This is a genomic window from Rhodobacter capsulatus, assembly GCF_052363185.1.
Classification (GTDB): Bacteria; Pseudomonadota; Alphaproteobacteria; order Rhodobacterales; family Rhodobacteraceae; genus Rhodobacter; species Rhodobacter capsulatus_E.
On the sequence record NZ_CP198955.1, the window covers coordinates 657,811 to 681,857 of the forward strand.

The 24,047-nt window shown below is 62.0% G+C and carries 25 protein-coding genes and 1 pseudogene; 11 read left to right on the forward strand and 15 right to left on the reverse strand.

The window, feature by feature from the left end; translation table 11 throughout:
• Positions 1 to 233 precede the first annotated feature (233 nt).
• From ACTTAG_RS03315 to ACTTAG_RS03350, 8 genes are all read right to left on the reverse strand, one after another.
• Positions 234 to 1,469 (reverse strand): type II restriction endonuclease, encoded by a 1,236-nt coding sequence (locus ACTTAG_RS03315; RefSeq protein WP_444464173.1) that lies wholly within the window; start codon positions 1,467 to 1,469, stop codon positions 234 to 236.
• Positions 1,456 to 1,887 (reverse strand): very short patch repair endonuclease, encoded by a 432-nt coding sequence (locus tag ACTTAG_RS03320; protein ID WP_444465184.1) that lies wholly within the window; start codon positions 1,885 to 1,887, stop codon positions 1,456 to 1,458. Before ACTTAG_RS03320 ends, ACTTAG_RS03315 begins: the two co-directional genes overlap by 14 nt.
• 28 nt (positions 1,888 to 1,915) lie before the next feature.
• Complete coding sequence (gene dcm / locus ACTTAG_RS03325; RefSeq protein WP_444464174.1) at positions 1,916 to 3,190, reverse strand: DNA (cytosine-5-)-methyltransferase; 1,275 nt, start codon at positions 3,188 to 3,190, stop codon at positions 1,916 to 1,918.
• Positions 3,191 to 3,450: 260 nt separating this feature from the next.
• The gene (locus tag ACTTAG_RS03330) at positions 3,451 to 4,128 is read right to left on the reverse strand and encodes a hypothetical protein (RefSeq protein ID WP_444464175.1); all 678 of its coding nucleotides are present in this window, start codon (positions 4,126 to 4,128) and stop codon (positions 3,451 to 3,453) included.
• Positions 4,125 to 5,132, reverse strand: coding sequence for a helix-turn-helix domain-containing protein (locus tag ACTTAG_RS03335; protein WP_444464176.1), 1,008 nt, complete (start codon positions 5,130 to 5,132; stop codon positions 4,125 to 4,127). Before ACTTAG_RS03335 ends, ACTTAG_RS03330 begins: the two co-directional genes overlap by 4 nt.
• Complete coding sequence (locus ACTTAG_RS03340; RefSeq protein ID WP_444464177.1) at positions 5,129 to 5,524, reverse strand: VRR-NUC domain-containing protein; 396 nt, start codon at positions 5,522 to 5,524, stop codon at positions 5,129 to 5,131. Before ACTTAG_RS03340 ends, ACTTAG_RS03335 begins: the two co-directional genes overlap by 4 nt.
• Positions 5,521 to 5,760, reverse strand: coding sequence for a hypothetical protein (locus tag ACTTAG_RS03345; RefSeq protein ID WP_444465185.1), 240 nt, complete (start codon positions 5,758 to 5,760; stop codon positions 5,521 to 5,523). The genes ACTTAG_RS03340 and ACTTAG_RS03345 overlap by 4 nt, the downstream gene beginning before the upstream one ends.
• Positions 5,760 to 6,017, reverse strand: coding sequence for a helix-turn-helix transcriptional regulator (locus ACTTAG_RS03350; RefSeq protein ID WP_444464178.1), 258 nt, complete (start codon positions 6,015 to 6,017; stop codon positions 5,760 to 5,762). The genes ACTTAG_RS03345 and ACTTAG_RS03350 overlap by 1 nt, the downstream gene beginning before the upstream one ends.
• 572 nt (positions 6,018 to 6,589) lie before the next feature.
• Between ACTTAG_RS03350 and ACTTAG_RS03355 the strand changes: the two genes are divergently transcribed.
• Entirely contained in the window at positions 6,590 to 7,855 is a 1,266-nt protein-coding gene (locus ACTTAG_RS03355) for a tyrosine-type recombinase/integrase (protein WP_444465186.1), read from the forward strand.
• A 22-nt stretch (positions 7,856 to 7,877) separates the two neighbouring features.
• Here the strand turns inward: ACTTAG_RS03355 and ACTTAG_RS03360 are convergent, their stop codons facing one another.
• Entirely contained in the window at positions 7,878 to 8,477 is a 600-nt protein-coding gene (locus ACTTAG_RS03360; protein ID WP_444464179.1) for a hypothetical protein, read from the reverse strand.
• A gap of 668 nt (positions 8,478 to 9,145) precedes the next feature.
• Here ACTTAG_RS03360 and ACTTAG_RS03365 point away from each other — a divergent pair.
• The 3 genes from ACTTAG_RS03365 (at position 9,146) to ACTTAG_RS03375 (ending at position 13,155) form a co-directional block, all read left to right on the forward strand.
• Positions 9,146 to 10,120 (forward strand): hypothetical protein, encoded by a 975-nt coding sequence (locus ACTTAG_RS03365; protein WP_444464180.1) that lies wholly within the window; start codon positions 9,146 to 9,148, stop codon positions 10,118 to 10,120.
• An 11-nt stretch (positions 10,121 to 10,131) separates the two neighbouring features.
• On the forward strand, positions 10,132 to 11,733 hold the full coding sequence (locus ACTTAG_RS03370) for a 3'-5' exonuclease (RefSeq protein WP_444464181.1): 1,602 nt from the start codon (positions 10,132 to 10,134) through the stop codon (positions 11,731 to 11,733).
• Between the two features lie 81 nt (positions 11,734 to 11,814).
• A complete protein-coding gene (locus tag ACTTAG_RS03375) occupies positions 11,815 to 13,155 on the forward strand; it encodes a hypothetical protein (protein WP_444464182.1) in 1,341 nt (446 codons plus the stop codon).
• Between the two features lie 214 nt (positions 13,156 to 13,369).
• On the opposite strand, the gene ACTTAG_RS03380 is transcribed toward ACTTAG_RS03375, so the two are convergent.
• Positions 13,370 to 15,085, reverse strand: coding sequence for a recombinase family protein (locus ACTTAG_RS03380; protein ID WP_444464183.1), 1,716 nt, complete (start codon positions 15,083 to 15,085; stop codon positions 13,370 to 13,372).
• A 386-nt stretch (positions 15,086 to 15,471) separates the two neighbouring features.
• On the opposite strand from ACTTAG_RS03380, the gene ACTTAG_RS03385 reads away from it, so the two are divergent.
• The gene (locus ACTTAG_RS03385; RefSeq protein ID WP_444464184.1) at positions 15,472 to 15,726 is read left to right on the forward strand and encodes a hypothetical protein; all 255 of its coding nucleotides are present in this window, start codon (positions 15,472 to 15,474) and stop codon (positions 15,724 to 15,726) included.
• A gap of 36 nt (positions 15,727 to 15,762) precedes the next feature.
• Here ACTTAG_RS03385 and ACTTAG_RS03390 read toward each other — a convergent pair whose 3' ends face one another.
• From ACTTAG_RS03390 to ACTTAG_RS03405, 4 genes are all read right to left on the reverse strand, one after another.
• Positions 15,763 to 16,143 carry a hypothetical protein gene (locus ACTTAG_RS03390; RefSeq protein WP_023917277.1) on the reverse strand — a complete coding sequence of 127 codons (381 nt, stop codon included), beginning with the start codon at positions 16,141 to 16,143 and terminating at the stop codon, positions 15,763 to 15,765.
• Between the two features lie 156 nt (positions 16,144 to 16,299).
• Positions 16,300 to 17,529: an AAA family ATPase gene (locus tag ACTTAG_RS03395; RefSeq protein WP_444464185.1), complete on the reverse strand. Its 1,230-nt coding sequence runs from the start codon at positions 17,527 to 17,529 to the stop codon at positions 16,300 to 16,302.
• 77 nt (positions 17,530 to 17,606) lie between these two features.
• The gene (locus tag ACTTAG_RS03400) at positions 17,607 to 18,143 is read right to left on the reverse strand and encodes a hypothetical protein (protein WP_444464186.1); all 537 of its coding nucleotides are present in this window, start codon (positions 18,141 to 18,143) and stop codon (positions 17,607 to 17,609) included.
• A gap of 145 nt (positions 18,144 to 18,288) precedes the next feature.
• Positions 18,289 to 18,789, reverse strand: a complete 501-nt coding sequence (locus tag ACTTAG_RS03405; protein WP_444464187.1) for a hypothetical protein — start codon at positions 18,787 to 18,789, stop codon at positions 18,289 to 18,291.
• A 151-nt stretch (positions 18,790 to 18,940) separates the two neighbouring features.
• Between ACTTAG_RS03405 and ACTTAG_RS03410 the strand changes: the two genes are divergently transcribed.
• Entirely contained in the window at positions 18,941 to 19,069 is a 129-nt protein-coding gene (locus ACTTAG_RS03410) for a ribbon-helix-helix protein, CopG family (RefSeq protein ID WP_444464188.1), read from the forward strand.
• A 599-nt stretch (positions 19,070 to 19,668) separates the two neighbouring features.
• The gene (locus ACTTAG_RS03415; RefSeq protein WP_444464189.1) at positions 19,669 to 22,041 is read left to right on the forward strand and encodes a protein kinase domain-containing protein; all 2,373 of its coding nucleotides are present in this window, start codon (positions 19,669 to 19,671) and stop codon (positions 22,039 to 22,041) included.
• Between the two features lie 166 nt (positions 22,042 to 22,207).
• On the opposite strand, the pseudogene ACTTAG_RS03420 reads toward ACTTAG_RS03415, so the two are convergent.
• Positions 22,208 to 22,480: pseudogene (locus ACTTAG_RS03420) on the reverse strand (DUF6880 family protein); the annotation flags it as partial.
• An 81-nt stretch (positions 22,481 to 22,561) separates the two neighbouring features.
• Here ACTTAG_RS03420 and tnpA point away from each other — a divergent pair.
• The 4 genes from tnpA (at position 22,562) to ACTTAG_RS03440 (ending at position 23,964) form a co-directional block, all read left to right on the forward strand.
• Positions 22,562 to 22,984 carry an IS66-like element accessory protein TnpA gene (gene tnpA, locus ACTTAG_RS03425; RefSeq protein WP_023924132.1) on the forward strand — a complete coding sequence of 141 codons (423 nt, stop codon included), beginning with the start codon at positions 22,562 to 22,564 and terminating at the stop codon, positions 22,982 to 22,984.
• Positions 22,981 to 23,334, forward strand: a complete 354-nt coding sequence (gene tnpB / locus ACTTAG_RS03430; protein ID WP_444462574.1) for an IS66 family insertion sequence element accessory protein TnpB — start codon at positions 22,981 to 22,983, stop codon at positions 23,332 to 23,334. The genes tnpA and tnpB overlap by 4 nt, the downstream gene beginning before the upstream one ends.
• A gap of 69 nt (positions 23,335 to 23,403) precedes the next feature.
• Positions 23,404 to 23,577, forward strand: coding sequence for a hypothetical protein (locus tag ACTTAG_RS03435; protein WP_444464190.1), 174 nt, complete (start codon positions 23,404 to 23,406; stop codon positions 23,575 to 23,577).
• A gap of 42 nt (positions 23,578 to 23,619) precedes the next feature.
• Positions 23,620 to 23,964, forward strand: coding sequence for a helix-turn-helix transcriptional regulator (locus tag ACTTAG_RS03440; protein WP_054303207.1), 345 nt, complete (start codon positions 23,620 to 23,622; stop codon positions 23,962 to 23,964).
• Positions 23,965 to 24,047 lie beyond the last annotated feature (83 nt).

A 24,047-nucleotide genomic window follows, 5' to 3' on the forward strand; every position in this document is an offset into this window, starting at 1 on the left:
CGAAAGAGTTCTAAGTCGGGGCTGGAGTGGAAAACGCCAGCAATACTCGTTGGCGAGAAGTTGGTTCCTGGAAAGCTATCTGTTTTCCTGAATTGTACATTCAGCGCGACACGCGCCAAAGTAGCAGACTGGAAGACGGCGTATCGGCTAAGAGAAGAGTTGACGTCAAAGCTCACTCAGGAGTTTGCTAGGCACATTTCGAGACCTGGAATTTTGACCATGAGTCCCGACGACTAAGGAGCGACTTCGAGCAAGCGCAGATCGCCCATGAAGCTCTCAAGTGTCTGAATGTCCGCCCGGATGATGGCCGGGAACTTGTCAATCAGCGGCTCAGGCACCACGAGCTGCACGTTCGCCTGCGTCATTTCCCGGAACTGCGCCTCGGAAACGCCCTCCTGCAAGGTAAGGAGGTGCTTTACCGGAATCCGGTCTGCCTCGTTCAGAACCTGTCGCCAGCGGTCGCGGCAGGTGGTCTTGGTCGCCAACATCCGAAGCCGGGCAGCCGGGAAGTCCGGATCGCGATAGGCTGCCTGCGAAGGAAACAGGAAGTCGGGCCGTTTGCCGGGTTCCGATTGCGGCCCGTGCTCGAAATCCGTGCCCTCCCGGAACCGTTCCTCTATCAGGATTTCCCGGGTGTGCAGTTCGAGCGAGCGTCCCGAGCGCGCTTTGCGCCGTTGCAGGACTGTCTGCGCCCGTGAAATGAAATCGTCCAAGGTGGTGAAGCCCGCCTTGATCATGGGAAGCTCTATCGCCTCCTCCACGCTGCGGAAAATCTCAAACTCGCACTCCCTGCGGCGCAGAAGCCGCTTGTCGGGCGGGATGCCATGCTCGGGGCGAAGCTCCACCGTCTTGCGCACGATCTCCGCGCCGGTCGGAAACTGCGCCAGCCATGCGGGCGGAATCTCGGCCGGTTCAAGCCAGCAACTCGCGCGCCCGGCGGCATAGGGCGGGAACAGCCCAGGTTGCTCGGGGGTCCACATGACGAAACGCCCGGGCTCAATAGGCCCGAACCGCTCCTCGGCAATATCCTCCTCGGTCTCGTGGCGGCACACCCAGACATGGCAGCTTGTCGCGGCGCCGTTGTCATCCAGCGGGAAAGCGAAGACCGCAAGCGCGCCCGTGCTTTCCGGGTCCAGGAGCGCCGAAGCACCGCCCCCGAAATTGGTCAGCCGGGTTTCGTCGCGCCCGTTTGGTTTCCCCTCGTGGCGCTTCGAGTTGTAATAGATCACCCGAACTTCCCGGGCGTCCATGTGGGAGTCGACGGCCAGTACAAAGCGGTGATCGGGGTTCTTCTCATCCGTCCGGTTGATCATCGGGAAGATGCGAAAGAGGAAGTCTTTCGGGATATAGGGGCCTGCCTGATGCGCGCCATTGGCGAGAGTGTCATTGCCGGAAAGGCGCTTCACGAAAAGAGCCACCCTGGGCGCACAGAAAACCCCGAGCCAATCCGTAAAATCAGAAACTGCCATTTGCACCTCCCGCAATCGTCGATTGTATTGGGCCATTGGTGAGCCAATCCGCCGCCCGGTCAAGTACCTCGTCTACCGGGTGCCGCTCGCGCCCCTTGAGGGCACATTCCCAGATCGTCAGCACCCGCCACCCATCGGCCAGAAGGGCGGCCTCGGCGGCCTCGTCCCGGGCGCGGTTCCCAGCTATCTTCGCCTCCCAGAACTCTCGCCGCGTGGCAGGCAGCCGGAACAGGTGGCAGCCGTGCCCGTGCCAGAAGCACCCGTGAATGAAGATCACCGCGCGGCGCCCGGGGAACACCAAATCGGGCGAGCCCGGCAATCGGCGGTCGTGCAACCTGTAACGGAAGCCCCGGGCATGGAGCCCCCGCCGCAGGGCCATTTCGGGCCACGTGTCCTTGCCCCGGATTCCCGCCATCATCCGGGAGCGGGTCGCGGCATCCACCACGTCAGCCAACGGGCTGCAACCGCCTCTGCTTGTCCGCTTGATCCTGCGCCGCCTCGGCCGCGATATAGGGCAGCATGTGCCGCGCCACTGCCTCAATAACTGGCACCGCCACCGAGTTCCCGAATTGCTTGTAAGCCTGCGTATCAGAAACGGGGATGAGAAACTTGGACTCGCCGGGCTTGTCGAACCCCATGAGACGGGCGCATTCCCGAGGGGTGAGGCGGCGCGGGTTCTGCCCCTCGCCCCGGTCAATCAGGATTTCCGAACCGTCCTTGTAATAGCGGGCCGAGAGAGTGCGCGCCGCGTCTCCCCGACCCACGAGGCCGAATCCGAACCCGTTCCCGGCCGCCCGGTGCTTGGCCGCGTAGTCTTGCAGATACTGCCACAGGTGATCGGTCAGGGTGTATTTGTCGTTCACCCGGCCCGTTGCGGTGGTGTAATGCTTGTCCGGCCCCTTCTCGGTGCCGTCTTCGGGGTGCAGGATCGTCCCGAGCTTCGGCCCGTTGAGCGGCGAAGGCACGTCCAGATCGTCAAACGAGAAATCGCACTCATCCCGGAACCCGGCAATCAGAATGCGTTCCCGGTGCTGCGGCACATAGCCTTTGGCATTGATCACGCGCGGCGTGGGAACGTAATAGCCGAGGCCGCGCAGGGTGCGCATGATCACCTCAAACGTGCGCCCCTTGTCATGATTGACGAGGTTTTTCACGTTTTCGAGCAGGAACGCCTTCGGCCGGTGCTCGGAAATGATCCGGGCCACATCGAAGAATAAGGTCCCCTGCGTCTCGTCTGCGAAGCCATGGGCGCGGCCAAGGGCGTTCTTCTTGCTCACTCCGGCGATGCTGAACGGCTGGCACGGGAAGCCCGCAAGCAGAAGGTCGTGCTCGGGAATGTCCTTCGCCTTGGTCTTCGTAATGTCCCCCGAAATCTCGTGATCGTCGTGGGGGAAATTTGCTGCGTAGGTGGTCTTGGCGAAGCGGTCCCATTCGGAGGTGAAAACGCATTTGCCGCCCAGAGGCTCGAAACCACGGCGAATCCCGCCGATCCCTGCGAACAGGTCAATGAACCGGAAGGCGGGCCTCTCGGGCTCGGTCGCGCCGCGCTTGTTCACGAGGTCTTCGAGCACCACGAGCACCGCTTGCCGGGGCATGGCTTCGCCCCGCTCCCAGCGGTAGAGGGTTGCGGGAGAATAGCCCATGAGGGGCGCCAGCGCCTCCACAGACAGGCCCGTGCGCTCGCGCAGGCGGGCGAAGTCGGAACGGGGTTCATCTAGCATTCGCGCGGCGCCTCCGGGTATATTTTTCTCATTATTGCTACATTCGACACGAAAAAACAAGAACAAAAGGAGAAGTTTTGGTAAGGTGTGTGGTTGCGGTAAACAATAAATTGCCACGCTTCCGGGGGCGGAAACAAACCGTCGACACAGGATTCCTTTATTTTATAGTTAACGATTCAAGCTGAGCGACGCTGCCACTTGGCTGCTTTTGAGATTTCCCAAGTCAGTACGCATTCACAGCGAACGTCTGCACTGCGCCCTCAACATCGATTTCCCCCCGTGTTCCAAGGCATCGCCTTCGGCATCGTCCCCGTCACTTCGATCTCCCTCAGCATTCCGCCAACGATCAACCCCTCGCGCACCCAGCCCAGCGCCTGCCGCCAGTCCTCATAGGCCTGCCGCGCCGAAGCGATCTGTTGCGGGTGGGGGGAGAAGGTGACAGGGCAGGCCAGCACCTCGATCGTGCGCCATTTGCCGCGGGTCAGGACACGTTCGTTGCCCACCACGATGGTCGTCGCGCGCTCGCCATGTTGGTTGCGCTTGACCTCAACCGGCACGCAGCGAGGCACGGCACCTGGCATCCAGTCGGGGGTCAGCCCGGCGCGGGCCAGTTCGACGACGCGGATTGCCATGCGCTTGCCGCCGAGGGTATCGGGGATCCCGGCGACGGTGGCGGCGATCACCTCGGCGTCCTCGTGGGTGTGGCCGCCGATCTTATGCTGGCCGCCGTCGATCTTGCAGCCCAGCGCGGCGCGTTGGAGGAGGACATATTCGAGGCCGAAGCCAAAGCCAAAGCCCTCCTCGGTGACGTCCTCGGGCAGGGGGAGCTCCAACTGGGCCTTCTCGATCCTGAACGCCCATTCCAGTGCTGCCTGCACGCCCAGCGCGCGTTTCGCGCGTTTGCCGCCTGTGTGGCCGACCGGTCGATGCAGGCTCATCGCACGCCCCGTTCGCGCAGGCGCATGGGCGTTACCAGGCCGCGGGCCAGCATGGCGTCGCGCATGGTGTTGCTGATCGCGCTGATCGGAAGATAGCGGTCGGAGTTGATCAGATCGGCGTAGAAGGCGGCCGGATCGGTGATCGGGGGCGCTGGCGGGGCAGGGGGCCCCTTGGGCTTGCCCCGCTGCCGACCAACATTCTCGGCTTTGCGCTGGGCGGCGCGCCGCATTGCGCGGTCGAGCGCCTTTGGGCCATCGGGCGGTTCGGGGTGCTCCTGGCGGGAGGCTTCGGCCGTGGCGATGATCTCGGCCTCGGTCAGCCCGAGCTCGTCGCGCCAGCGCTGGACGTGCAGCCGGGGCGGCCAACCTTGCCACCAGCCGGGCAGGGCGGCGGGATCGAGGCCCAGCGCCACGAGCAGGTCCCCGAAAACCTCATCGGAAATCGCCGCGCGCGCCTGCGCGCCCTCCTCCTCCTTTACTGGTTCTCTTAAAGGTTCTCTTACAGGGTTAGTGTCCGAAATTCGGACACGGCTTTCGGCGTTTTCCGGACACGGGTTCCCCGGAAAATCGGACACGGGCCTCGCGCCATCCCCGTGTCCGAAATCCGGACACGGCAGGGCATCGGCTGAGTCCTCCATGGTCGAAGCGTCTGTGCTGTCGGGGCTTTCCTCGCCCGCGTTCTCACCGTGTCCGATTTCCGGACACGGCACCACATCCACAGGTGTGAAGCCCGGTTCGAACGCCAGAATGTAGCGGGTCGGCAGCTGACGCTTGGTCACGGGGTCGAGCCGCGGCACCCGCCGCAGCAGACCCACCGCTTCGAGCTGACCAAGGTGATCGTTTAACGTGGACCGGCTGATCTCGCAGTCATGCGCCAGCCGTTCCTGCGAGGGAAAGCAGCCATAGTCCGGGTTGAACCGATCGCAAAGGTGCCAGAGCACGACCTTCGTCGTCGGCTTCAACCCGCGCTGCTTGATGGCCCAGTTGGTGGCCTCGTGGCTCATGGCGCTGGCCTCCGCGGGGCAGGGGCGATGCGCGTGGTGAAGCCGTGATCGGCCAGCGCGCCCAGCGCGTCGTCGAGGCTGCGCACCAGCGCCCAGCCAAACCCCTGCGCCTGCACCGCATTGCGGAACGCCTCTTGCTCCGGCCGCAGCCGCCCCTTCGGTGCCTTCAGTTCGAGGAACAGGATGCGGCCGTCGCACAGGACCATCAGATCGGCGAACCCGGTATGGACGCCCATGCCGACGAGGATCGCCTGGCGCTTCGCACCGCGCGGCCCGGCCTCCGTCACCTCGTTGGCGCAATGGTGGATTATGGCCGAGCGGGGCAGGGCGATGCGCAGGGCCTGCACGACGGCACGCTGCAGATCGGCCTCGGGGGTGCCACGGCGTTTCATTGCGCGGCCCTCCCTTGGTCTTCGCGCTGGGCGCGGGCGATCGGGCGCCGCGCGTCGATCACCAGCTGGAGGCGCCGGGCGTCGGCCCGCTCGGCCGCGCTCTCGCCATGGGTGGCAAGGACCGTGCAGGCGAGGCGGAGCAGCTGGTCGCTGTGATGCGCGGCATCGGCGATGATGGCGCGGGCCTCGGCCACGCGATCGGCTGGCCAGGCGGAATTGCGTGGGAGGGCGGTCATCACCGGCGCCCCCCGGTGCGACGGCGGCGCGGGGCGGCCTGTTCCTGCTCCTCCAGCCATTCCTCGACGGCGGCGCGGCGGTAATAGACTTTGCGCCCGGCGCGGACACAGGGCGGCCCCGTGCGCATCGCCTCCCAGCGGCGCAGGGTATCGACCGAAAGGCCGAGTTCCAGCGCGAGGTCGAGGCGGCTGATCCAGCCGACCAGCAGCGTGCGGGGCTTTTCCTTCGGGTCTGGCATCGATCCGAGGTGCGACATCGGGCTCTCCCATTTCTGGCTCCCGGGGTGGGAGCCGATTGCGAGAACCATCAGGGCAGAGCCGGAAGGGTGGCGCATAGGCGCTGACCGGCGTTGAAGCCGCCGCGCGCGTGCCACCCCTTGTTTTATTGGCGGAAACGGGATTTTGCCGAAGAAGCGGCGGAGACCGGCGTAGAGACGCGCAAGGGGCCGAACGGTGTCGAAACGGCATCCGGCTGCGAACAGTCGGATTTACAGGTGATTTACCGGCATTGGCGGGCAAAGAGGGGGTGGCACCCGGCATGAGCCCCTTGCCACCCTCTGATTTCTTTGGGGATTTACAGAATTGCGGCCGTGGGAAACGGCGTTATTTCAGGTCGCCTCGGTCATTCCCGTGGAAATCGGGAGCATCAGGCGCTGGAGGTTATCCGCGCTGGGTGGCGCGCCGCACGAAAATGCCAACAAAACAAGGGGTGGCACGCATCTGGCGATGTCTACGCCGGTCAGCGCCTATGCGCCGCCCCGGCCCGCATGCTTGGCTTGCAATTCAGGCGAAACCACGCCTCATGTCGGTGGCAACCAGGACGAGACGCATGCCGCAACGCATCAAGCTCACGGAAAAAGTCCTTCGAGAAGCCGAGCCCACGCCCGGCCGTGATTACCAGATCTTCGACACCGACCTGCGCGGTTTTGCCGTCTGCATCTACCGTGGTGGGGGGCGGGCCTTCACCATCGACTACCGCCATGCCGGGCGGCAACGACGTATGACCTTTGGACGCTGGCCGGAATGGTCGGTGGCCGCCGCCCGGGAGCGTGCCAAGGAACTGCGGCGCGAGATCAACGCCGGGGGCGATCCCTTGGGCCAGCGCGTGGCAAAGCGCGAAGCCCCGCGCGTGGCCGATCTGATCGAGCGCTACTGCGCCGAGCATCTGCCGAAACTCTCGGCGCACAATGCGGCGGATCAGCGGTCGTCGCTGACCAAGCTGGTGGCACCGGTCTGGGCGCGCAAGCTTGTAACCGAAATCACGCCGAGCGACGTCGACAAGCTGCTGGCGCAAATTGCCGAAGGCCGAGCGCGGCCGCACAAGGAAAAGCCAAACAACCGGGCGCGCAAGTTGCAGGGCGCCAAGCCCACCCCGGTGCGCGCCAACCGGGTCGGCGAGATGCTGCGCAAGATGTTCACGCTGGCGGTCCAGTGGGGCTGGTGCGAGGACAATCCTGCCCAGCGCTTCTACCGCCGCACCGAGACCCCGCGCGAACGTTTTCTGTCGAAGGAAGAAATTGCGAGCCTCGCCGCGGCGCTGGACGCCGCCGAGGATCGGCGCGCCGCCGATATCATCCGGATGTGCATGTTGACCGGCGCCCGGCTGGGCGAGGTGCGTCAGGCCCGGTTCGAACAGTTCAACCTCGAACACCTGAGCTGGTCAAAGCCGCCCACCATGACGAAACAGCGCCGTGCCCACCGCATGCCGATTTCGGACGAGACTGCCGCGATCGTGCGCCAGCGGCTACTTCTGGTGTCGAAGGGCTCGCCGTGGCTGTTCCCGGGCGACACGCCGGGCCAGCCCGTGCAGGAGGTGCGCCGGTTCTGGGCGCGGGTGCAGAAGCAATGCGGGTTGCAGGATGTCCGCATCCACGACCTGCGACACACCTTCGCCTCGCTTCTGGTCAGCGGCGGCGCCTCGCTCGAAATGATCGGCAAGCTCTTGGGCCACAGCCAGATGCAGACGACCTTGCGCTATGCCCACCTGATGGACTCGCCGCTGCGCGCCGGGGTCGATGCCGTGGCCAGCGCCTTCCGGCCGAAGCCCCGGCTGGTTCATGATGCCGAAGATCAGGCCGAATTGAAATCGGCCTGACACCTCCCCGCGCGCAACGGGTTCAGGCCTCCTCCCGCCGCAGCGCCCGCCAGATCGGCGTAACCTTTCGACGAATGCTGCGCTCATCGGGCATCTTCTTGCCGTCCGACCGATCCGCGAACCAGTCCTGCATCTCGGCGACCAACTCGGCTTGCGTGGCGGGCAGGCCGCGATCATGGATGCGCACGATCAGGGCGATCGTCATGCCCTCCCAGTCGTAATTGGTCGAGGCGCCCGCAGTTGTTGCGACGCGCCGCACCATGTCGTTTTCTTCCTCGAAGGCGTGCACCTCCTCGGCGAGGATCATCATGTCGGCTATCGCGACCGGGATGCCACCGGCGGGATCGGTGATCAGCAGCCAATCGCTCTTTTCGAGGGGCAGAATGCGCCGGACAATGCCCTCGGTCGGCCCGGTCCCGCAACGGCGGAACAAGGGGAGCAGGTCCATGGGCGACAGCGCGACCTTGCCCGCGATGACCTCCTGACCGCAGCGCACCGGGAAGATGCCTGTCAGAATCCGGAACCGGCCTGCGTCCGCCCAGCCTGCAATGTCCGCGATGTTGCAGCCCCAGCGGGCTGAAACTTCGTGCAGGGTAAAATAGACACGCGGCGGCAAGGCCATGATGCACCATCCTCGATCAGATCAAGGGAGGGGATCAGCTCCAAACCGTCTGGCAACCTTCGTTCTGGGCGAGAGGGTCACCAATACGGCGGAATCAAGCCGATCGTGCCCCTGCTGGGTTGTGTGTCATGAATGCCGTATCGATGGTTTCTTTTGCTTTTGGCTGAGGGCTGCTCACCTCGGACGGGCAAGCTGCATGGACTTCCGATTCGGCGCAAGAGGGGGGGCACAAAGGAAGCTGTGGATAACGCGTGGCGCAGGGACAAGCTTCCTGATCACGATGTGTCCTTGCTTCCCTGGATGCCCCTTCGCCCTATAATTGTTATAAAAACAAACACTTGCGACGCGCTGCTGCATGATGCCGTTGGCGGAGGCAAAATAGGTGAAAGGTGAAGTCACACTATTTACATCACATCATTGGGGCGATATGAGTGATAGGGTAAAGTATAATTCACGGGATTTGCCTCAATGCGGAAAGTCGTCAGAGAGTATCAGCAGCTATGCCGTGCTGAAGGTGTCGAGCTTCTCAATATCGAGCCGCGCGGCTGTCACTACGCCCTCCACTTTGAAAGAGGGTTCCTCATCGCGGCTTCCACGCCCTCCGATCACCGTGCGCGCCATAACCTCCGCGCCATGATCCGCCGCTTGCACGCTTGAAGGACACGATCATGAATATGACCAACCTTACCCCGGAAACGATGACTGCCGACGAGCGTCGGGAGGCATGGTTTCAGCGCGAACTGATTGGCTATGCGCTGGCGGCCAACAGCGACTACACCGCAAACTGGGACTATGGACATGAGTTGCTTGAGCTGCTTGCCGCGCGCTTTCGCGTGATCGAGTTGATCCTCGGCGCAGACGAAGTTGCACCGCATCTGTTTGCCTTGCTTAATGGTCCTGATGTTGAAGGTGGGAACTGGCGCGAAGCTTTCGAGACTTATGACCCCGTCCTTTCACCCCATTGGACCGGCACCAAGCTTATCGATAATGCGGGAATTTATGGTCTCTACGGTGTGACGCCGAAGGAGGTTATGTTCGACGAGCGTGACGGGTGGCTCGCGGAACTTGCCAGGCATCTGGAACAGTTCCGGCAGCTTGCACAGCCCGAGCCGCAGGGGGTGATCGCGCGGATCATCAATCTCGCATTGTCGCGGCGCGCCATCGACACCGGTGTTGGTGAAGTGGATCTTCAGTCGCTCGCTCTTTTCGGCGGCGTCACCGAAGGTCGGATCCGGAACATCCTCTCGAGCGTCGATGGTGGACTGGAGAAGGCCGGTTCGCGTGTAACTGCCGCCAGTGCGGCAGCGTGGCTCAAGGGGCGGAAGGAGTTCTTTGCCTCAATCTGGCAGCAGCCCGACGAAGCGCCGCCCGAGGCGCCGTGCCTGGATTTTGCAGATAATGTCGTTTTCGTGCCGGTTGCCGCAGATGGAAGTCATTTCCATCCCGGCCTCGCGCGCGGCGGCAAGTTCATGATCGGTGCGAAGGGCGAAGAGGTGCAGTATGCCTCCTTTGACGAGGCGCTGATCGCCTTGCACAAGATGGCGACCCCGCGCTGGCGTCGCCCGAACGAGGCAGGTAACTGGGGTATTGTCTCTGGGCGGGACTGGAAGCGCATCGAGCGCCGCCAGTTGATGTCTATGTGAGCGGGAGTTTGATGATGCGTTTCTCCGCCAATGACCTGCTTTCTGCCCTGCTCGAAGCAGCGCCCCGCCCGACCGTTCAGGCGCCGCGCGATGCACGTGGCCTTTACGGCCTTGTCGATCACCATGGTGATCTTCGCTACATTGGCTCGACCAGTTCGAAGGATCAGACCCTGTATGAACGGATCCACCAGCGTCATCGTACCGGATCCGAGAACGCGAGCCACTACTTCTCGCAGATGTACAACACCGGGCGGATGTGGCGCGACAGGAAGGATGCGCTGACCAAGGCGGATGGTGATATCGCCAAGGCGCTGCGTAACGAATTCGTGGTCGATCACTGCCGCGCGGTCTGGCTTCCCTTGCCCGACACGGAGGACATCGCCCGGCTGGAGGCCGAGGTCATCTCCCTCGCGCCCGACCACGCCATCGCCTGGAACCGGCGCAGGATGCAGGTCTATGACGAGCCGGTCGATCTGGTCGAGGCTACGCTGCGCCGCCTTGGCTGGGGGACGCGGGAATTGGCGGCAATCGAGCGGCAACGCCTGCGTTTTCTTTCCTCGATGGTTGGCCCCGCCGCGGCGCCAGCGCCGAAGCCCGCGACCATCCGGCAGACGCGTGTCACGCCCTTTCCTGAGGGGCCGTTCCGCTTCTTTGCTTTGGACGTCGAGACGGCGAACAACGACCGTGGCAGTATTTGCCAGATCGGTGTTGCCTGCGTGCGCCCCGACAATTCCATCGAGACTTGGGTAACTTACGTCGATCCGCAGGTGGAGCGCTGGGTGTTCACCTACCTCCATGGGATCAGTGCCCGTACGGTGCAGGGCGCCCCGACCTTTGCCGAGGTGCTGCCGGTCTTGCGGGGTGCGCTGAATGGGGCGACGGTCTATCAGCACTCCGGCTTTGACCGCAGCGCCGTTGCCGCCGCCTGTGGCAACTGCGGCCTGCCGATCCCTCAGTGGGACTGGCGCGACAGCGTCCATGTTGCCCGCGCTGCCTGGCCCGAGTTGCGGGGCAACGGTGGCCATGGCCTCGCAAGCCTCAAGCAGCACCTTGGTCTCGTGTTCGAGCATCATGACGCAGGCGAGGATGCCCGCGCAGCGGCAGAGGTGGTCCTGCGCGCCGAAGGCGTTCAGCCTGTTCGCACGGGGCCTTCAGTTCAGACGGGCCAGAGCACGATTGCAGACGACGAGGAATTCGATCTGATCGAGGACGGAAATGAAACCGTGATGGTCGTCCGCGAACCCGTGGCCGCACCAATGCCGTCAAACGCCGTTCCGCGGCAGCATGCTGCGCGCCTCATCGGCACGACCGAAATCACGCAGGGCAACATCGACAACAACCACATCTACCTCAGGAACTTCTTCGAAAAGTTCCCGGCGGACGCAATCGGTGGATCAAACCGTGCTTCGGCCGCCCAGCGCGAAATTGCCGTCGATTGGGGCGGTGGCACTGTGGTCATGACCGACCTCGACGGCGCCAAGCGGTTCTTCCGCAAGCGTAGCTGGATCCGGGAGTTCTTCGAGCGGCATGGTGTTCGCGCCGGGGATATGGTGACAGTCGAGGAAGTGGCACCCTACAGTTACCGTGTGGCGCTCCAGCGGTGTATTTCCTAGAAATGGACGCCAAGCTGCGGGATTCCCGACTTAGGCAGAGTCCCGCGGCTTAGTTCCAGGCGATCAGGTGAGTGAAGGGCAATGGCCGAACGCAACGATATTTCCGGCCTTTTGGCCTTCGTCAGCCGGGAAGGGGGCTGGCGCGACCGACTGCAGGATGTGGTCGCCGAACACCTGATGCCCGCGCTGGAGGAATTCGAGATCGACCAGGACGGCTTGGCTGATCTGCTGGGCGACCAGTGGTCGGGCGTCCTCTGGGGGTGCGGGTTCGAGGATTTCCTTGGCCAGCACTATGAGGACGGCAACATCGTCGATCTCTATCTGAAGCGGCGCGGTTGGAAGGAAACGGCCTTGAACCGGGCCTACTTCAGCGCGCTGCGGGATGCGCCGGTCAGCCTGTACGAGGTCAGCGATGTCCAGCCCGGTACATCGATGGTGCTGCGTGACCTGCTGTCGGATGCCGCCCCGGTCACGGTGCGCGAGAAATCCGCCACGCGTACGCTGAAACAATGGGACCGGATCGCTGTGCGGGTGGTGCCCGAGCACGATCACCATGTCATCTCCGGCGCGTTGCTGCCCTTCCGCACCGAAGCGGTGGATTTCCTGTTTGCCGGGCTGCGGGATGCCTTGAAGCTGAAGAAGCGAGATGCGCTGCGGCTCACCCGCGACCAGCTTCTGGGTTGCGCACCCATCTTTACCTCCGCCTGGCTGTTCATCGAGATCGACCGCGCCCTCACCCCGGCGCAACCGCAGTTCACCAATTCGGACGGCGATGATGTGCTGTTCCACGACCTGCGCTACCCGCTTGCCAGCGGCGTCACGCAGAAGGCGGTGGCCGAGCGGCTTGACCGGGTGAAGGGCTTCCTGCCTGAGGGACCGAAGTTCTGGAACTGGCTGGCTGCGCGGAAAGGGCGCGTTGGCAAGGCAGGCGGCGGCATCATGCTGGACACGCAGATGGAGGGGGCCACGGTTCTGGGCTCCGTGGAACTAAAGGGAAAGACGCTGCTCGTGACCGTCAACTCGGCCGAGCGGGCGGCCGATGTCCAGACGTTGATCGGCGCGGCCGCCGGGGATCTGCTGAGGGCACCGTTGACCACGATCCGGACAGTGGAACAGATGCAGGCCGACCAACGGCGTGGCGGGTCGCGCGAAGCGGCCGACGAAATCCCACCAGAGATCGCGCGCCAACTGATGCGGGATCATCTCGACAAGCATTACCGCGAAACGCTGGATGCGCCGATCCCGGCGCTGGGCGGCAAGTCACCACGTCAGGCTGTCCGGACGACTGCGGGGCGCGAGAAGGTGATCGACTGGCTGAAGATTCTGGAAAACCGCAGCGCCGGGCATGGCGAGGGGCCCATCGCCGAGTACGATTTTGGCTGGATGTGGGTTGAGCTCGGGCTCCAGGATCATCGGAAATGAAGGCCGACAAGACGGTCTGCGATGATGATCTGCGGGAGAGGGCGCGTGGGCTACCTCAACACCACATCAACCTGCGACTGCGCGCATGACGCTGCTTTTGCTTGTGAATCCGTGTGAACGTTGATGTGTGCGCAGATGAAAATTGCGCCAAAACAAACGCTTGCGACGCAACGTCTTGGTTTTTCTAAGTTATTGGAATCGCTGCGATTTCGGCTCATAACCTGAAGGCCGCAGGTTCAAATCCTGCCCCCGCAACCATCGTCTTTTGCCTCAAGCCCGTAGCACCGCTGCGGGCTTTTGTGTTTTGACCCATCTCATTGCCGCACAACGACAAAATCGAGCCCAGCTCCCCGAATAGCTCCACAACATGCCCGTTCGCCGCATCCGCATCGGGCCTCAGCACGATCTTCTCGATCAGCCCGCGCAGGATCTCCACCGCCTCGGGCCGGCTCTCCGCATCGTTCAGCGCCGCCGCCAGATCCGAAACCTTCGCCGCATAAACATCCGCGATGCCCGGATGCAGGATCACCGGGCTCGGTGCGGGCAGGGCGGCGAGCTTTGCCTCAAGTGCCGCCTTCTGCGTCTCGAGCGCGTCCATCTTCGCCTTCATGCTCGGATGGAACATGCCCTCCGTGATCGCCGTCACGATGTTCTCGATCTCCTTCGTGATCTTGGCCAAGGCGCGTTCCGCCTCGACCCGCCCCGCCTCGCCTTCGCGCCGATCCTTCTCCATCTCCCGATGAAACTCCGCGATGAACTCGGCCACAAGGTCAGGATGCATCAGGTGGTGTTTGAGGCCCCCCAGCACCCGCGCCTCAACGTCGCTCCGCTTGATCGTCTTGCGGTTCAGGCAGGTCCCGGAGTTCCGTGCCGCAGCACAGCCCAAGCGGCTATCGCTGATCATGATATAGCCCGACCCGCAGCAGCCGCAGGTCAGAAGCCCCGACAGCAGATAGCGGGGGCGATGGCCGCGTTCGATCTTGGGGCCGTTGGGATTGGCTACCCGTTCGGTCAGGATATCTTCGCGGATCGCGCCTTGGCGCTGTTTGACCCGGGTCCATTGGTCGTCGCTGATGATCCGCAGATACGGCACTTCCTCGGTGATCCAGTCCCCGGGCGGGTTCGGCCGTGCCTGACGTTTGCCAGTATCGGGGTCTTTGACGAAGCGCTGACGGTTCCACACGAGGCGACCGATATAGAGTTCGTTGTTGAGGATTCCGGTTCCGCGCTTCCAGTTCCCCGAAATCGTCGAGAACGACCAGCTTCCCTTGCCCTTGCCGCCCGAGCGCGGGGCAGGGATGCCATCCCGGTTCAGGCCGATCGCGATCGCCCGTGCGCTGCGCCCCCGGTCATATTCCGTGAAAATCCGCCGAATGATCGCGGCCTCGACCGGATCGATCACCCGGTCTCCGGTGGTATAGGTGCAATCCGGCAAGGGCTGACGGTCGAGCCGGTAACCATAGCTGATACCCCCGGCCGACTTGCCCGCCTTCACACGACCTTCCAGACCACGATGGGTCTTCTCGGCCAGGTTGCGCAGGAAGAGCGCCGACATCGTGCCGCCAAGCCCGATGTGCATCTCGCTGATCGCGCCCTCCGCCTTCGTGAAAATCTCCACACCGAGAAACCGCATCCGCTTGTGCAGCCCGGCGATGTGTTCCTGATCGCGCGACAGCCGGTCGAGCGCCTCGGCCACCAGCACATCGAACTGCCCGGCCATCGCCGTCTGCTGCATGCGTTGAAAATCCGGGCGCAGGTGAGACGCTCCGCTCATCGCCTCGTCAGCGAAAACCTCGACAACCGTCCAGCCCCGCTCTTCGCACAGTCGCCTGCAAAGCCGAACCTGATCGGGTATCGACGCGGCTGACTGCAGGTCGGAAGAATAGCGCGCGTAGATCGCCGCGCGCGGCGCCGCCGTCCGAGTCGTCATGCTCACCTCCATCAGCTGCCATCAATATCGCACGCGCGCGCTTCGCGCGCAGCTTGTCTCGCCAAAAGCCGCGCCAGCGCGAGCAGCGCGGGGGCAGGGGGCGCCTGCTTCACGACGGCATGTCGCGTGGCGCCCCCCGCCGGAGGACCGGCATCGCCGCTCTTCGCCAAACTGATCCGTGCCCGCGACATCGCGAGGTGCTCCCCGCACCGGGCCAACGCCCGATGCGTCAATGATGGTTGATCTCGGTTCCGCCAATGCAGCGGGCTTGAGAGCAACATCGCTGTCAGACATGGCAAAAACAGAGGCAAAGAATGGTGTCATTCCCGCGCGCTTCGGCAAAGTGTTGTGGGTGATCGTGAAACTGACGCGGGAACGAAACGTCTTTGCCAAATGTCTCGGCCCAGACGACGGGCGACGACCAGAACCGAAAATCTGCCCGCCTTGTGGCAGATGCGGCCGATAAAGCGCCGATAGAGAAAGAGAAAAGAAATAAGCCGGAAAACACAGCCGCCGCAGGCGAGGCGCAAATCGCTCAGGAAAAAGAAAAGAGGAGAAAGGAACGAAAGCGGGGTGCGAAGGAAGAAGAGAAAGGGAAGAGGAAAGAAGGGGCATCGCGGCACACCTCGAAAAGGAGATGAAAAGAGGAAAAGGGAAGCAGGGCCTGTGTCCCGACGTCAGTCTGGGCCGTGTATGAGCAATTCGACCTTTTGCGCAAACGCCCGTACGCTATCGCGAAACGTCGGCCCGGAGAGGATTGCGCGTGGCGCAGAGGGTGGAGTTGGCCGGATGGGGCCGTCGTCCTGCCTTCCGAGCCGATACCAGCCCTCTACCGCTCGAATTGTGCTCGAATCCCAAGCGATATGGACCACCGCGCCGGTCAGAAAGCCAGTCGGCGCGGTCTCGTTCGAGCGGCCCCAGACCCGGGGAACCTGGCCATCTCTCAAGCAGATCCAGTCCTCCAGGATCGGTAACCTGTAAAGCTGTTCGGGGTCGATACCGAGGCTGACATCGCGCAACGCCCCGTCGAGCGCGGCGATCAGATCGGTTATGGGCATGATGCGGCCTCCTCGCAAGTGGAGGCGATCGTCGCGCCTTTTTGTGGGGCCGTCGGCAACAACAGGGCCTGCCGAAGCTCTTCGCCCGTCAACTCCCGCTCCACGACGAGGCGTGCGGCAAGAGCCCGAACCGCTCCGACATGGGGCCGCAGCGTCTCAAGGGCCCGTACCTCCGCAGCCTCGACGCGCGCGCGCACGCGCGGAAACAATTGTGGGGATCGCCTCACTGACCTTCGCGCTCAGTGCCGCGAGCATATCTCCCTGATGGCCGTGGCGCTGGCAATCGGCATACGACGTGCTGATCAGCGGGATGCCCGCCGTGCCCGCAAGTGCTTGTGCCATCATCGATTTGCCGGTGCCCGGAGGCCCGAACAGCAATGCCGAGGCCGTCACCTGTGACCAATCGAGACTGCCCCGCTCCCAGCGCGAAAGATCAGTTGCCAGCAGGCGCAGGGTTCGCACGGCCTCGGGCTGCCCGTACACTTCATCGAGGGTGACGCCAGTCGCCGCGGCGGACGATCGCGCGAGATCCGTCAGACGACGCGCGACTTCGGCGGCGGTGTCGGCATGGAACGCCGCGCCGATCGACCGGGTGGCGAGTCGCGCCAGATCGGCGGGCGACGGCAGCAGTGGGGCGATGTCGGCTGCGTCAAAATCCTCGGGGTGCGTCAGTCGCAACACGGCAAGCACGGCCTCGGACGTGGGGCGCGGCAACACCAGAGTCAGCACCGTCACCTCGGCAAGCTCGCTGTCGATCACGTCACGGTCTGCGGTCACGAGCAGGATCGACGCGCCTTTCTCAAGAGTCGGCTCCAGCTTCGCGCGGAAATTGCGCTGATCCGCCGTGCGATCTCTGGAGGCGCTGGCCCCTGACGTGAAAACCCGCAATTTCGGATCGACCCGATCGGGGCGGACAGCAGTCAAGGAACGCAAATGACGCAACACCGGCTTTGACAGGGCCTGCTCAACGGCGGTTTCATAACCGGGCGGCGTCTGCAGAACGGTCACGGTGCCCGGCCAATAGAGGCGCTCCAGCGCCGCATTCGCGGGCAGGGCGGTGGCGAACGCGGTGAGAGACAGGAGTGTGACCGCCTCCGATCGGCTCGGGCGGCGCCGTCGCGTCCCAGCTTCTGCCGCCTCTCGGCGGGCAATCTCGGCTTCCGCTTCGGCAATGCCCTGGCGCATCAGCTCGAGCAACGGATCGGGCGAGATATCCGGATTTGTCAGCCCTTGCGAGCCCGGAAAATCCGAATAATCGCTCTCGGCGGGCTGAAACTCGGGCAGATCGTCCTCCGACGGATAATCCAGAGACAGATAAGCGGTCAAAAATTCCGTAATCTTGTCAGCGGCGACGGGCGGGATTGCTTGGTTCTGGTGGGTGGTCATGGCGAACCTCAAGGCATGTGGAAACAGGCCCCGACCGCGGTGGTCGGGGAATGGCTGTGCGAACTGGGGGCGGGAAGTCAGGCGCCGAGGGTGCGGCGTTCCCGATGGGCCGCTATCGCGTCGAGAAAACTGGCCTGCGGTTTTCGCCGGAGATAAGCGATCTCTGTGGTTGCCACGCGCTGGACACGGCGGAGGTCGGCGCTGAAAAAGATCACGTTCTCCGCCAGGACGACCAAGGCCGCGATGTCATAGGCCCCGTGCCGATACTTGTGTCGGCCTCCCGGGCTGCGCCGATAGCCCTGTTCCAGGGAGAAGGTGAAGTAGCCGCCGCGCGGGTGCGTGACGGTCTTGACCTGAACCTTGATCGGGTCATCCCCCACGAACAGCAGGCGATCATATGGCTCGGACTCGGGCGCCTCGAGCGGATGAAATCCCCAGCGGAGCAGGAGGGAGTCGGTGAGCCGCTCCCCGGCGGCGCCAATCCTTTTGGCGTGGGTAGCGCGGATCGTTCCCGGAATGTCGGGATAATGGATCATCTCCGTCGGCGCGCTGACGGTGCGCAGCGGCGGCGGTTCGACGGGGGGCAGAAGCCCGGGAAGGACAAGCTGGGACATGGGTCACCTCAGCAATATGGGATGGGCCCCGGCCAAAGGCCGGTGAAACATGCGCTGTCGGCCGCGCAGGTCGCGCGCTGCGCCATCACGTCAGGGCGACGGCGGGAAAACCGAAGACGGGAAGAGATGTGTTCAGGGTTGGCGCTCAGTTCGCCGTAGCGATCTCCGCCTCGAACTCAGCTTCATAGGGATCGACGCAAGCGGAAAGCGTTGCCAGATCGGTGAGCCTCTCGCGGGCGGTTTGCAGCATCTGTTGCACCCGTGCCGAACTGCCCGTCGGCGCCGCAAACGCGCCGGGATGAGAGCCAAGCAGTGCGTACGCCTGCAAAAATTCCGCGGTGGACGAGGCCCGGATCAGGATGCCCGCCAGCATGACCATCGCCTTGAGCGCAAAATCCCCGTGGTCACGCAGGGTCTGATCCGTGATACTCTGGATCTGGCACAGAACGGTGCTGCGCGCCCGTTCTGCATCTCGCAGCCATTCCAGGCAGGCGGGGTCAGTGGCCCAATCGCTTTCGGCGTCGCGCTCCGCCTCGATGTAAGCCGCGAGGGAGACGATGAAGCGGGGGAACATCCGCGCGATCGGCGACGGATCAGCTGCGGGTTTCATCACGGCGCGCGCCGTGGTAGTGCAATGGGTAGCCATGAGTGATCTCCTCGTAAGATCAGTTGTGGTGGGCGGGCGAGAGGTTCCAGCTCTTGCCTGCCCGACTTAAATATATAAATATACAATCCTTGTCAAGAGGAGAATCGTAATGGCTCGAACTGGTCGGCCGAAGGTCGATGGTGAGAACATAATGCTGCGCCTGCCGCTCGATATGCTTGCGCAGCTTGATGAGCTGCGTAAGCGGGAAGATGGGCTACCAACGAGGCAGGAGCTAATCCGACGAATTGTTGCAAAGTACCTTGAGGCGGATGGGCAATGACCGTGTACCGGCATTTCTGACGATTTAGCCTTTTGAAAGACGGTTGCGGCCGATGCGTTTGCCCATAACCGTAGAGCGGGTGCCTCGGCTCAACGGGGCCCTTATCTCAGCTGCTGTGACGACGAAGGTTTAATCTACGAATCCACCCCATTATCCGCTCGTCAAAAACCCTGACTCGCCCTCAAAAGATACGTTTCGAGCGCGCCGCAGCGAGGGGCTCATGCCCCTTTCTGCCATTCGTGTATTGCGCTCCGTGACGCAAGGCGCCGACGTGACGGGCGGGGAGCGGCCCTTAAGGCTGGGGCATCAAAACTGCGGCACTCCGCGAAAGCAGCCATTCGCAACTCCCTCATAGGGCGGCGCATTGCGCAGCTTTCGGATTCTAGACTTTAACGCATGGGTAGCTCACCCAGCTTAGAAGGCAGTCCTCACGCCAGCCATCTCAGCGCGGCCGGATGGAGTTCCGGGCCTCCACGGTGACAAGAAGTCCGAAGTTAAGTGGAATCTGAAGAAAGGGGCTCTCCAAGCACAGAACAAGCTTGAACGTGCCACCTTGGTCTGCTGATCTAGCAGCGAATGTGAAGAGTAGGGAGCATGCCATGAATAATCTCGATGATGTGTTGTCTCAGCCGACCTTACAGCGCCTCAAGACGGCATATGCCGAGAAAAAAACCGGCAGGGGCATAGTGTTCTTTGTCGGATCGGGTCTCAGCCGTCCGGCAGGTCTCCCAGACTGGAAATCGCTGGCAGAAATACTAACAGAAGAATGTCGAAAACTGGTAGAGATTAATAAGATTAGTCAGGCAAATCTTGGCCCTCTTTACGCGAAGATGATCGCAGAAAGCAACCTATGGAGAAAGTTCAGCCTAATTAAAGAAATTCTTGGCGACACGTCATTTCCGGCATCCGTCAAGATGCTTTTGTCTACAGACGGCAAGCCGATCCCGAGGGCATATGAACTTATGTGCAGAATGGATATCTCTGGATTCGTCTCGCTCAACATCGATAATTTCCTGAGCGGTTCAATCCGTTCGTCATTGCATGATCCTGCCCATCCCGTGTATGGCAAGGATGGTCGTGAACGCCTGCAGGAGTTAACTCGATCTAAGCCCTTCCTTTACCAACCGCATGGCTCAATAACTTCCGAGAAGAGCTGGGTTTTCACTGAGGAAGATTTTGAAGAACTGTGCCTGTCGCCGCTCCATGATGAGTTCCTATCTTCCGTATTCCTGCGTGACACCGTAATTTTTATTGGCATTACTGCTGACGATGTTGGCGCATCACTTCGTTTGGCGAAATTAAACGAAAAGGGTCTCCGGCCTCAGTCGCACTTTTGGATAACTACAACGGCCCATATCGAAAAGCGAGATTGGGCTGAGGAAAATGGGATTCAACAAATCCTCTACCCTTCCGCATTGGGTCACGAGTTATGTCTCTCTGCGATATTTGAAGCCGTTAAGTCGCACATTTCGGTTGATGTGCCGATCACAGCTCCCGTTACTGGCTTTTTAGGCTCGGATCGGATCACGGGAAAAATTTCACCCGCAGATTTATTCAAGCTGGACGATATCGATGAGATAAGGCTTACACTGAACTCCATTATTAAAGAGCATACAGTGTCAGGTGAGATCTCATATGACAAATACTCGAGCATATGCAAAGAGTACGCTCGGGCAATCCATTCGTGCTACATGATGCCATCCGGCGTTGGGGGTGAGAAATGGTTCGGATACAAAATTACTGGGCAGGCCCTTGGCGGAAAGACGATGGGTAGAATTGTTCCGGCTTTGGATTCTTCTGGTCATCCAGTTGCGGTCAAAATACTTGATCAACGTCGATATTCTGATGAGCTCTATTTGTCAGCTTTCAGGCGGGGCATCAAGGCACTAAAAATTCTCGCTGAGCGAGGCGTCGATGGAACAGTGAATGTCAGAGATGCCTATGAGCTGCCACCGACGATTGTTATGGATTACATCAACTGTGCTTCGCTAGAAGACGCTGTATCGTCCGCGAATTTTTCTGCAAGAGACTGTCTTCATGTCATTCGATCGGCATCGGAGACGGTTCTAAAGGCACATCTTCTTCCGGAGATCGTTCTTCATCGGGACATTAGGCCGAGCAATATCCTTTTGGAGGCATTTGATTGGGGCGATGGAACATTTAAAGGAGTCAAAGTAATCGACTTCGATCTCGCGTGGCATGTTGGCGCTCTCGGTGAGGATTTCATTCGCAGCGATCGTGATTCTCTAGGATTCCAAGCGCCCGAGCAGATAAAGGGTGGCAACAGTGCTCAACGTCGAACTACGCTAATTGATAGTTTTGGCCTTGGGGCAACACTATACTTTTGCATCACGAGAACCAATCCAGAGTTGGGATTCGAGAAGGATTTGCATTGGGAGAAGAAAGTTCTAGACCATACCACGAGGCGATTTCGCGACAATCCAGAGTTATCCATCTTTTTATCCGCGATTGTAGTTGATTCAATGCGGGAGAATGTTGCGACCCGGATCTCTGTGTCTGAGATGCATGATCGGTTGGAAGATGCTATGAATTGGTTAAGCGGCGATACAGGCAGTTGCTCTATGGATTTCTTGGCGGAAATGGTTTGCTCCCTATCGACCCCTTCCAATTATCAGGTGGACAGTAGGAGAAAGCTTTTCACCTTCAACACCTCAAGCGGCCTTACAGTCACTTTCGCTCATGACTTTCTCGATGCCGCGTTCGATATTAACTTCAACTACCTTAAGCCGGGGAATGTTGACAATGGGCGAGCAGACAAAATTTTGAATCAACTTAAATCCAGCTTTCCGGAGTTTTTTCAGAAGGCTGATCCTTCGCGAACCTCATTCGCATTCACTGGGAGTCGCGAGTTCGCAGCGCGCGTCACGCTGAACCAAGCTTTGGTTAAGAAAGATCCTTGGGTGGCGGCGGAATGCGTCAAGGCATTTTGCAGAAAATTGAACATCCAATAGGCCTCAACTGCACGTATCGGTACTCCGTAGCTACGCCGTTCCCGAACGGCCGCTTCCAAAAACTCACGCCAAGGCGCGACGGCCCGACTGCGGCGTCTGCTCCCTGCGCACGTTGCGAGTGGCCGTTTTCTCCAATTGGCCTGCCTGGCTTGACCTCGCCGCCCCCTCAACTCTCGCGCCACAACGGGCGGCGGCCGGCGAATGTCACCTCTGGTTCGCGGGTGACGCGTCCCTCGACCAAGCCCCAGAACCCGGATTTCCGGTCATGGTTTGCCTTCAGCCCCGCGCGGTAAGTCGCATGCACCTCCATATCCTGCGGCCGCGCGGGGTCGGCATCGCTGGCCGGACCAAGGCGGTCAAGGATCTGCAGGTATTTCGCGCCATGCGGATAGGCTTTCGATCGGGCACGGGCGAGGATGTCATCAAGAAGCACGCGATAGAGCGTAAGCGCCCGGCCATCGCCCTCGTTGTTTGAGGGGCGATGTCATCCGAGATGACGCCCGTAACAACGGAGGCGTCGATGGATAGCGACATACAAACTTACGTAAGTTCTCACAGTGATGATCCTGGATACGCTGGTCGTATCGACATCGTGACGGGGCCGACCGGTCGCCGTCGCTGGCCCGAGCATGTGAAGGCGGCAATGGTGCTCGAGACGTTTCGGGACGGGGTGACGGTGGCCGATGTGGCCCGGCGTCATGGGGTTTCGGCGCCGCAACTGCATGCCTGGCGCCGGGCCGCGCGCGAGGGGCTTTTGCCGATGCCGGAAGATGATGCCCTCGGGCTCGTGCCGATCGTGGTGAGCGGGGGCGCCGGGCCGGGCGATCAACCCGAGACGAGCCTTCAGCTGGAGATTGTCGGGGTGCGGATCCTCGTGCCGACCGGCTTCGACGCGGCGCATCTTGGGCGGGTGGTTGCGGCATTGCGGGAGACATCGTCGTGATCCTGCCGGGCGGGATCACTCGCGCCTATCTGGCGACGCGGCCGGTGGACTTCCGCAAAGGTCACGCGGGGCTCGCGCTGGTCGTGCAGAACGTGCTCGGCCACGATCCCTACAATGGCGCGGTGTATCTGTTCCGCTCGAAGCGCGGCGATCAGCTGAAGTGCCTGGTCTGGGACCAGACCGGTCTGATCCTGATCTACAAGAAGCTCGAGGGCGGTGCCTTTGCCTGGCCGAAGCCGGCGGATGGGGTCATTAGGCTGTCCCCGGCGCAATTCGCCGCTCTGTTCGAGGGCGTCGATTGGCGGGCTGTCCGGGCCGAGCGCAGGCAGAGGCCGCGGCTGGCAGGGTGAGCCGCGACAGGGTGACTCGGGCCGTGTTTTATGGCGTCCTTGCGGGGTGTTGTGGGGTAGTCTCGGGCCATGGCATCACGCAGCACCAGCACGGCCCGGGTGGCAGATCTTGAACGGCGTCTGGCCGAGGCCGAAGCCGCGCGGGCTGCCGCCGAGACCGCGCGGATCGAGGCGGAAACACGTCTTGCCGCAGTCGAGGAGGCGCGCGCGCGGCTGAGCGGTGGATCAAGGATCCCGAGATGATCGGCAGCGAATATCTCTGGCCTACGACTGAAAGGGTTTGACATGAACGAGATGGTGACGATCCCGCGCGAAGAATATGACCGCCTGCGGGCTGCCGCGGAGGATCTGGCCGACCTGCAAAGCTATGACCGCGCCAGGGCGCGGCTCGCGGCGGGAGAGGACGAATTGATCCCGGCAGAGTATGCGAACCGCCTTCTGAATGGCGAAAGCGCCCTGCGCGTCTACCGTGATCTGCGCGGGCTGACCCAGGCTGCGCTGGCCGAAAAATCGGGCGTGAAGCGGGTCACCGTGGCCGAGATCGAGACCGGCCGAAAGCAGGGCTCGGTCGCAACATTGCGCGCCTTGGCCGATGCGCTTGGCGTGAGTCTGGATGATCTGACAGAGTAACGTCGGCCCAAAGCCGCCGGTCGCGGCTCGACGCGCTTTTTCTGGAAGCGGCCGTTCGGGCACGGCGCAGCGAAGGTGCAAGC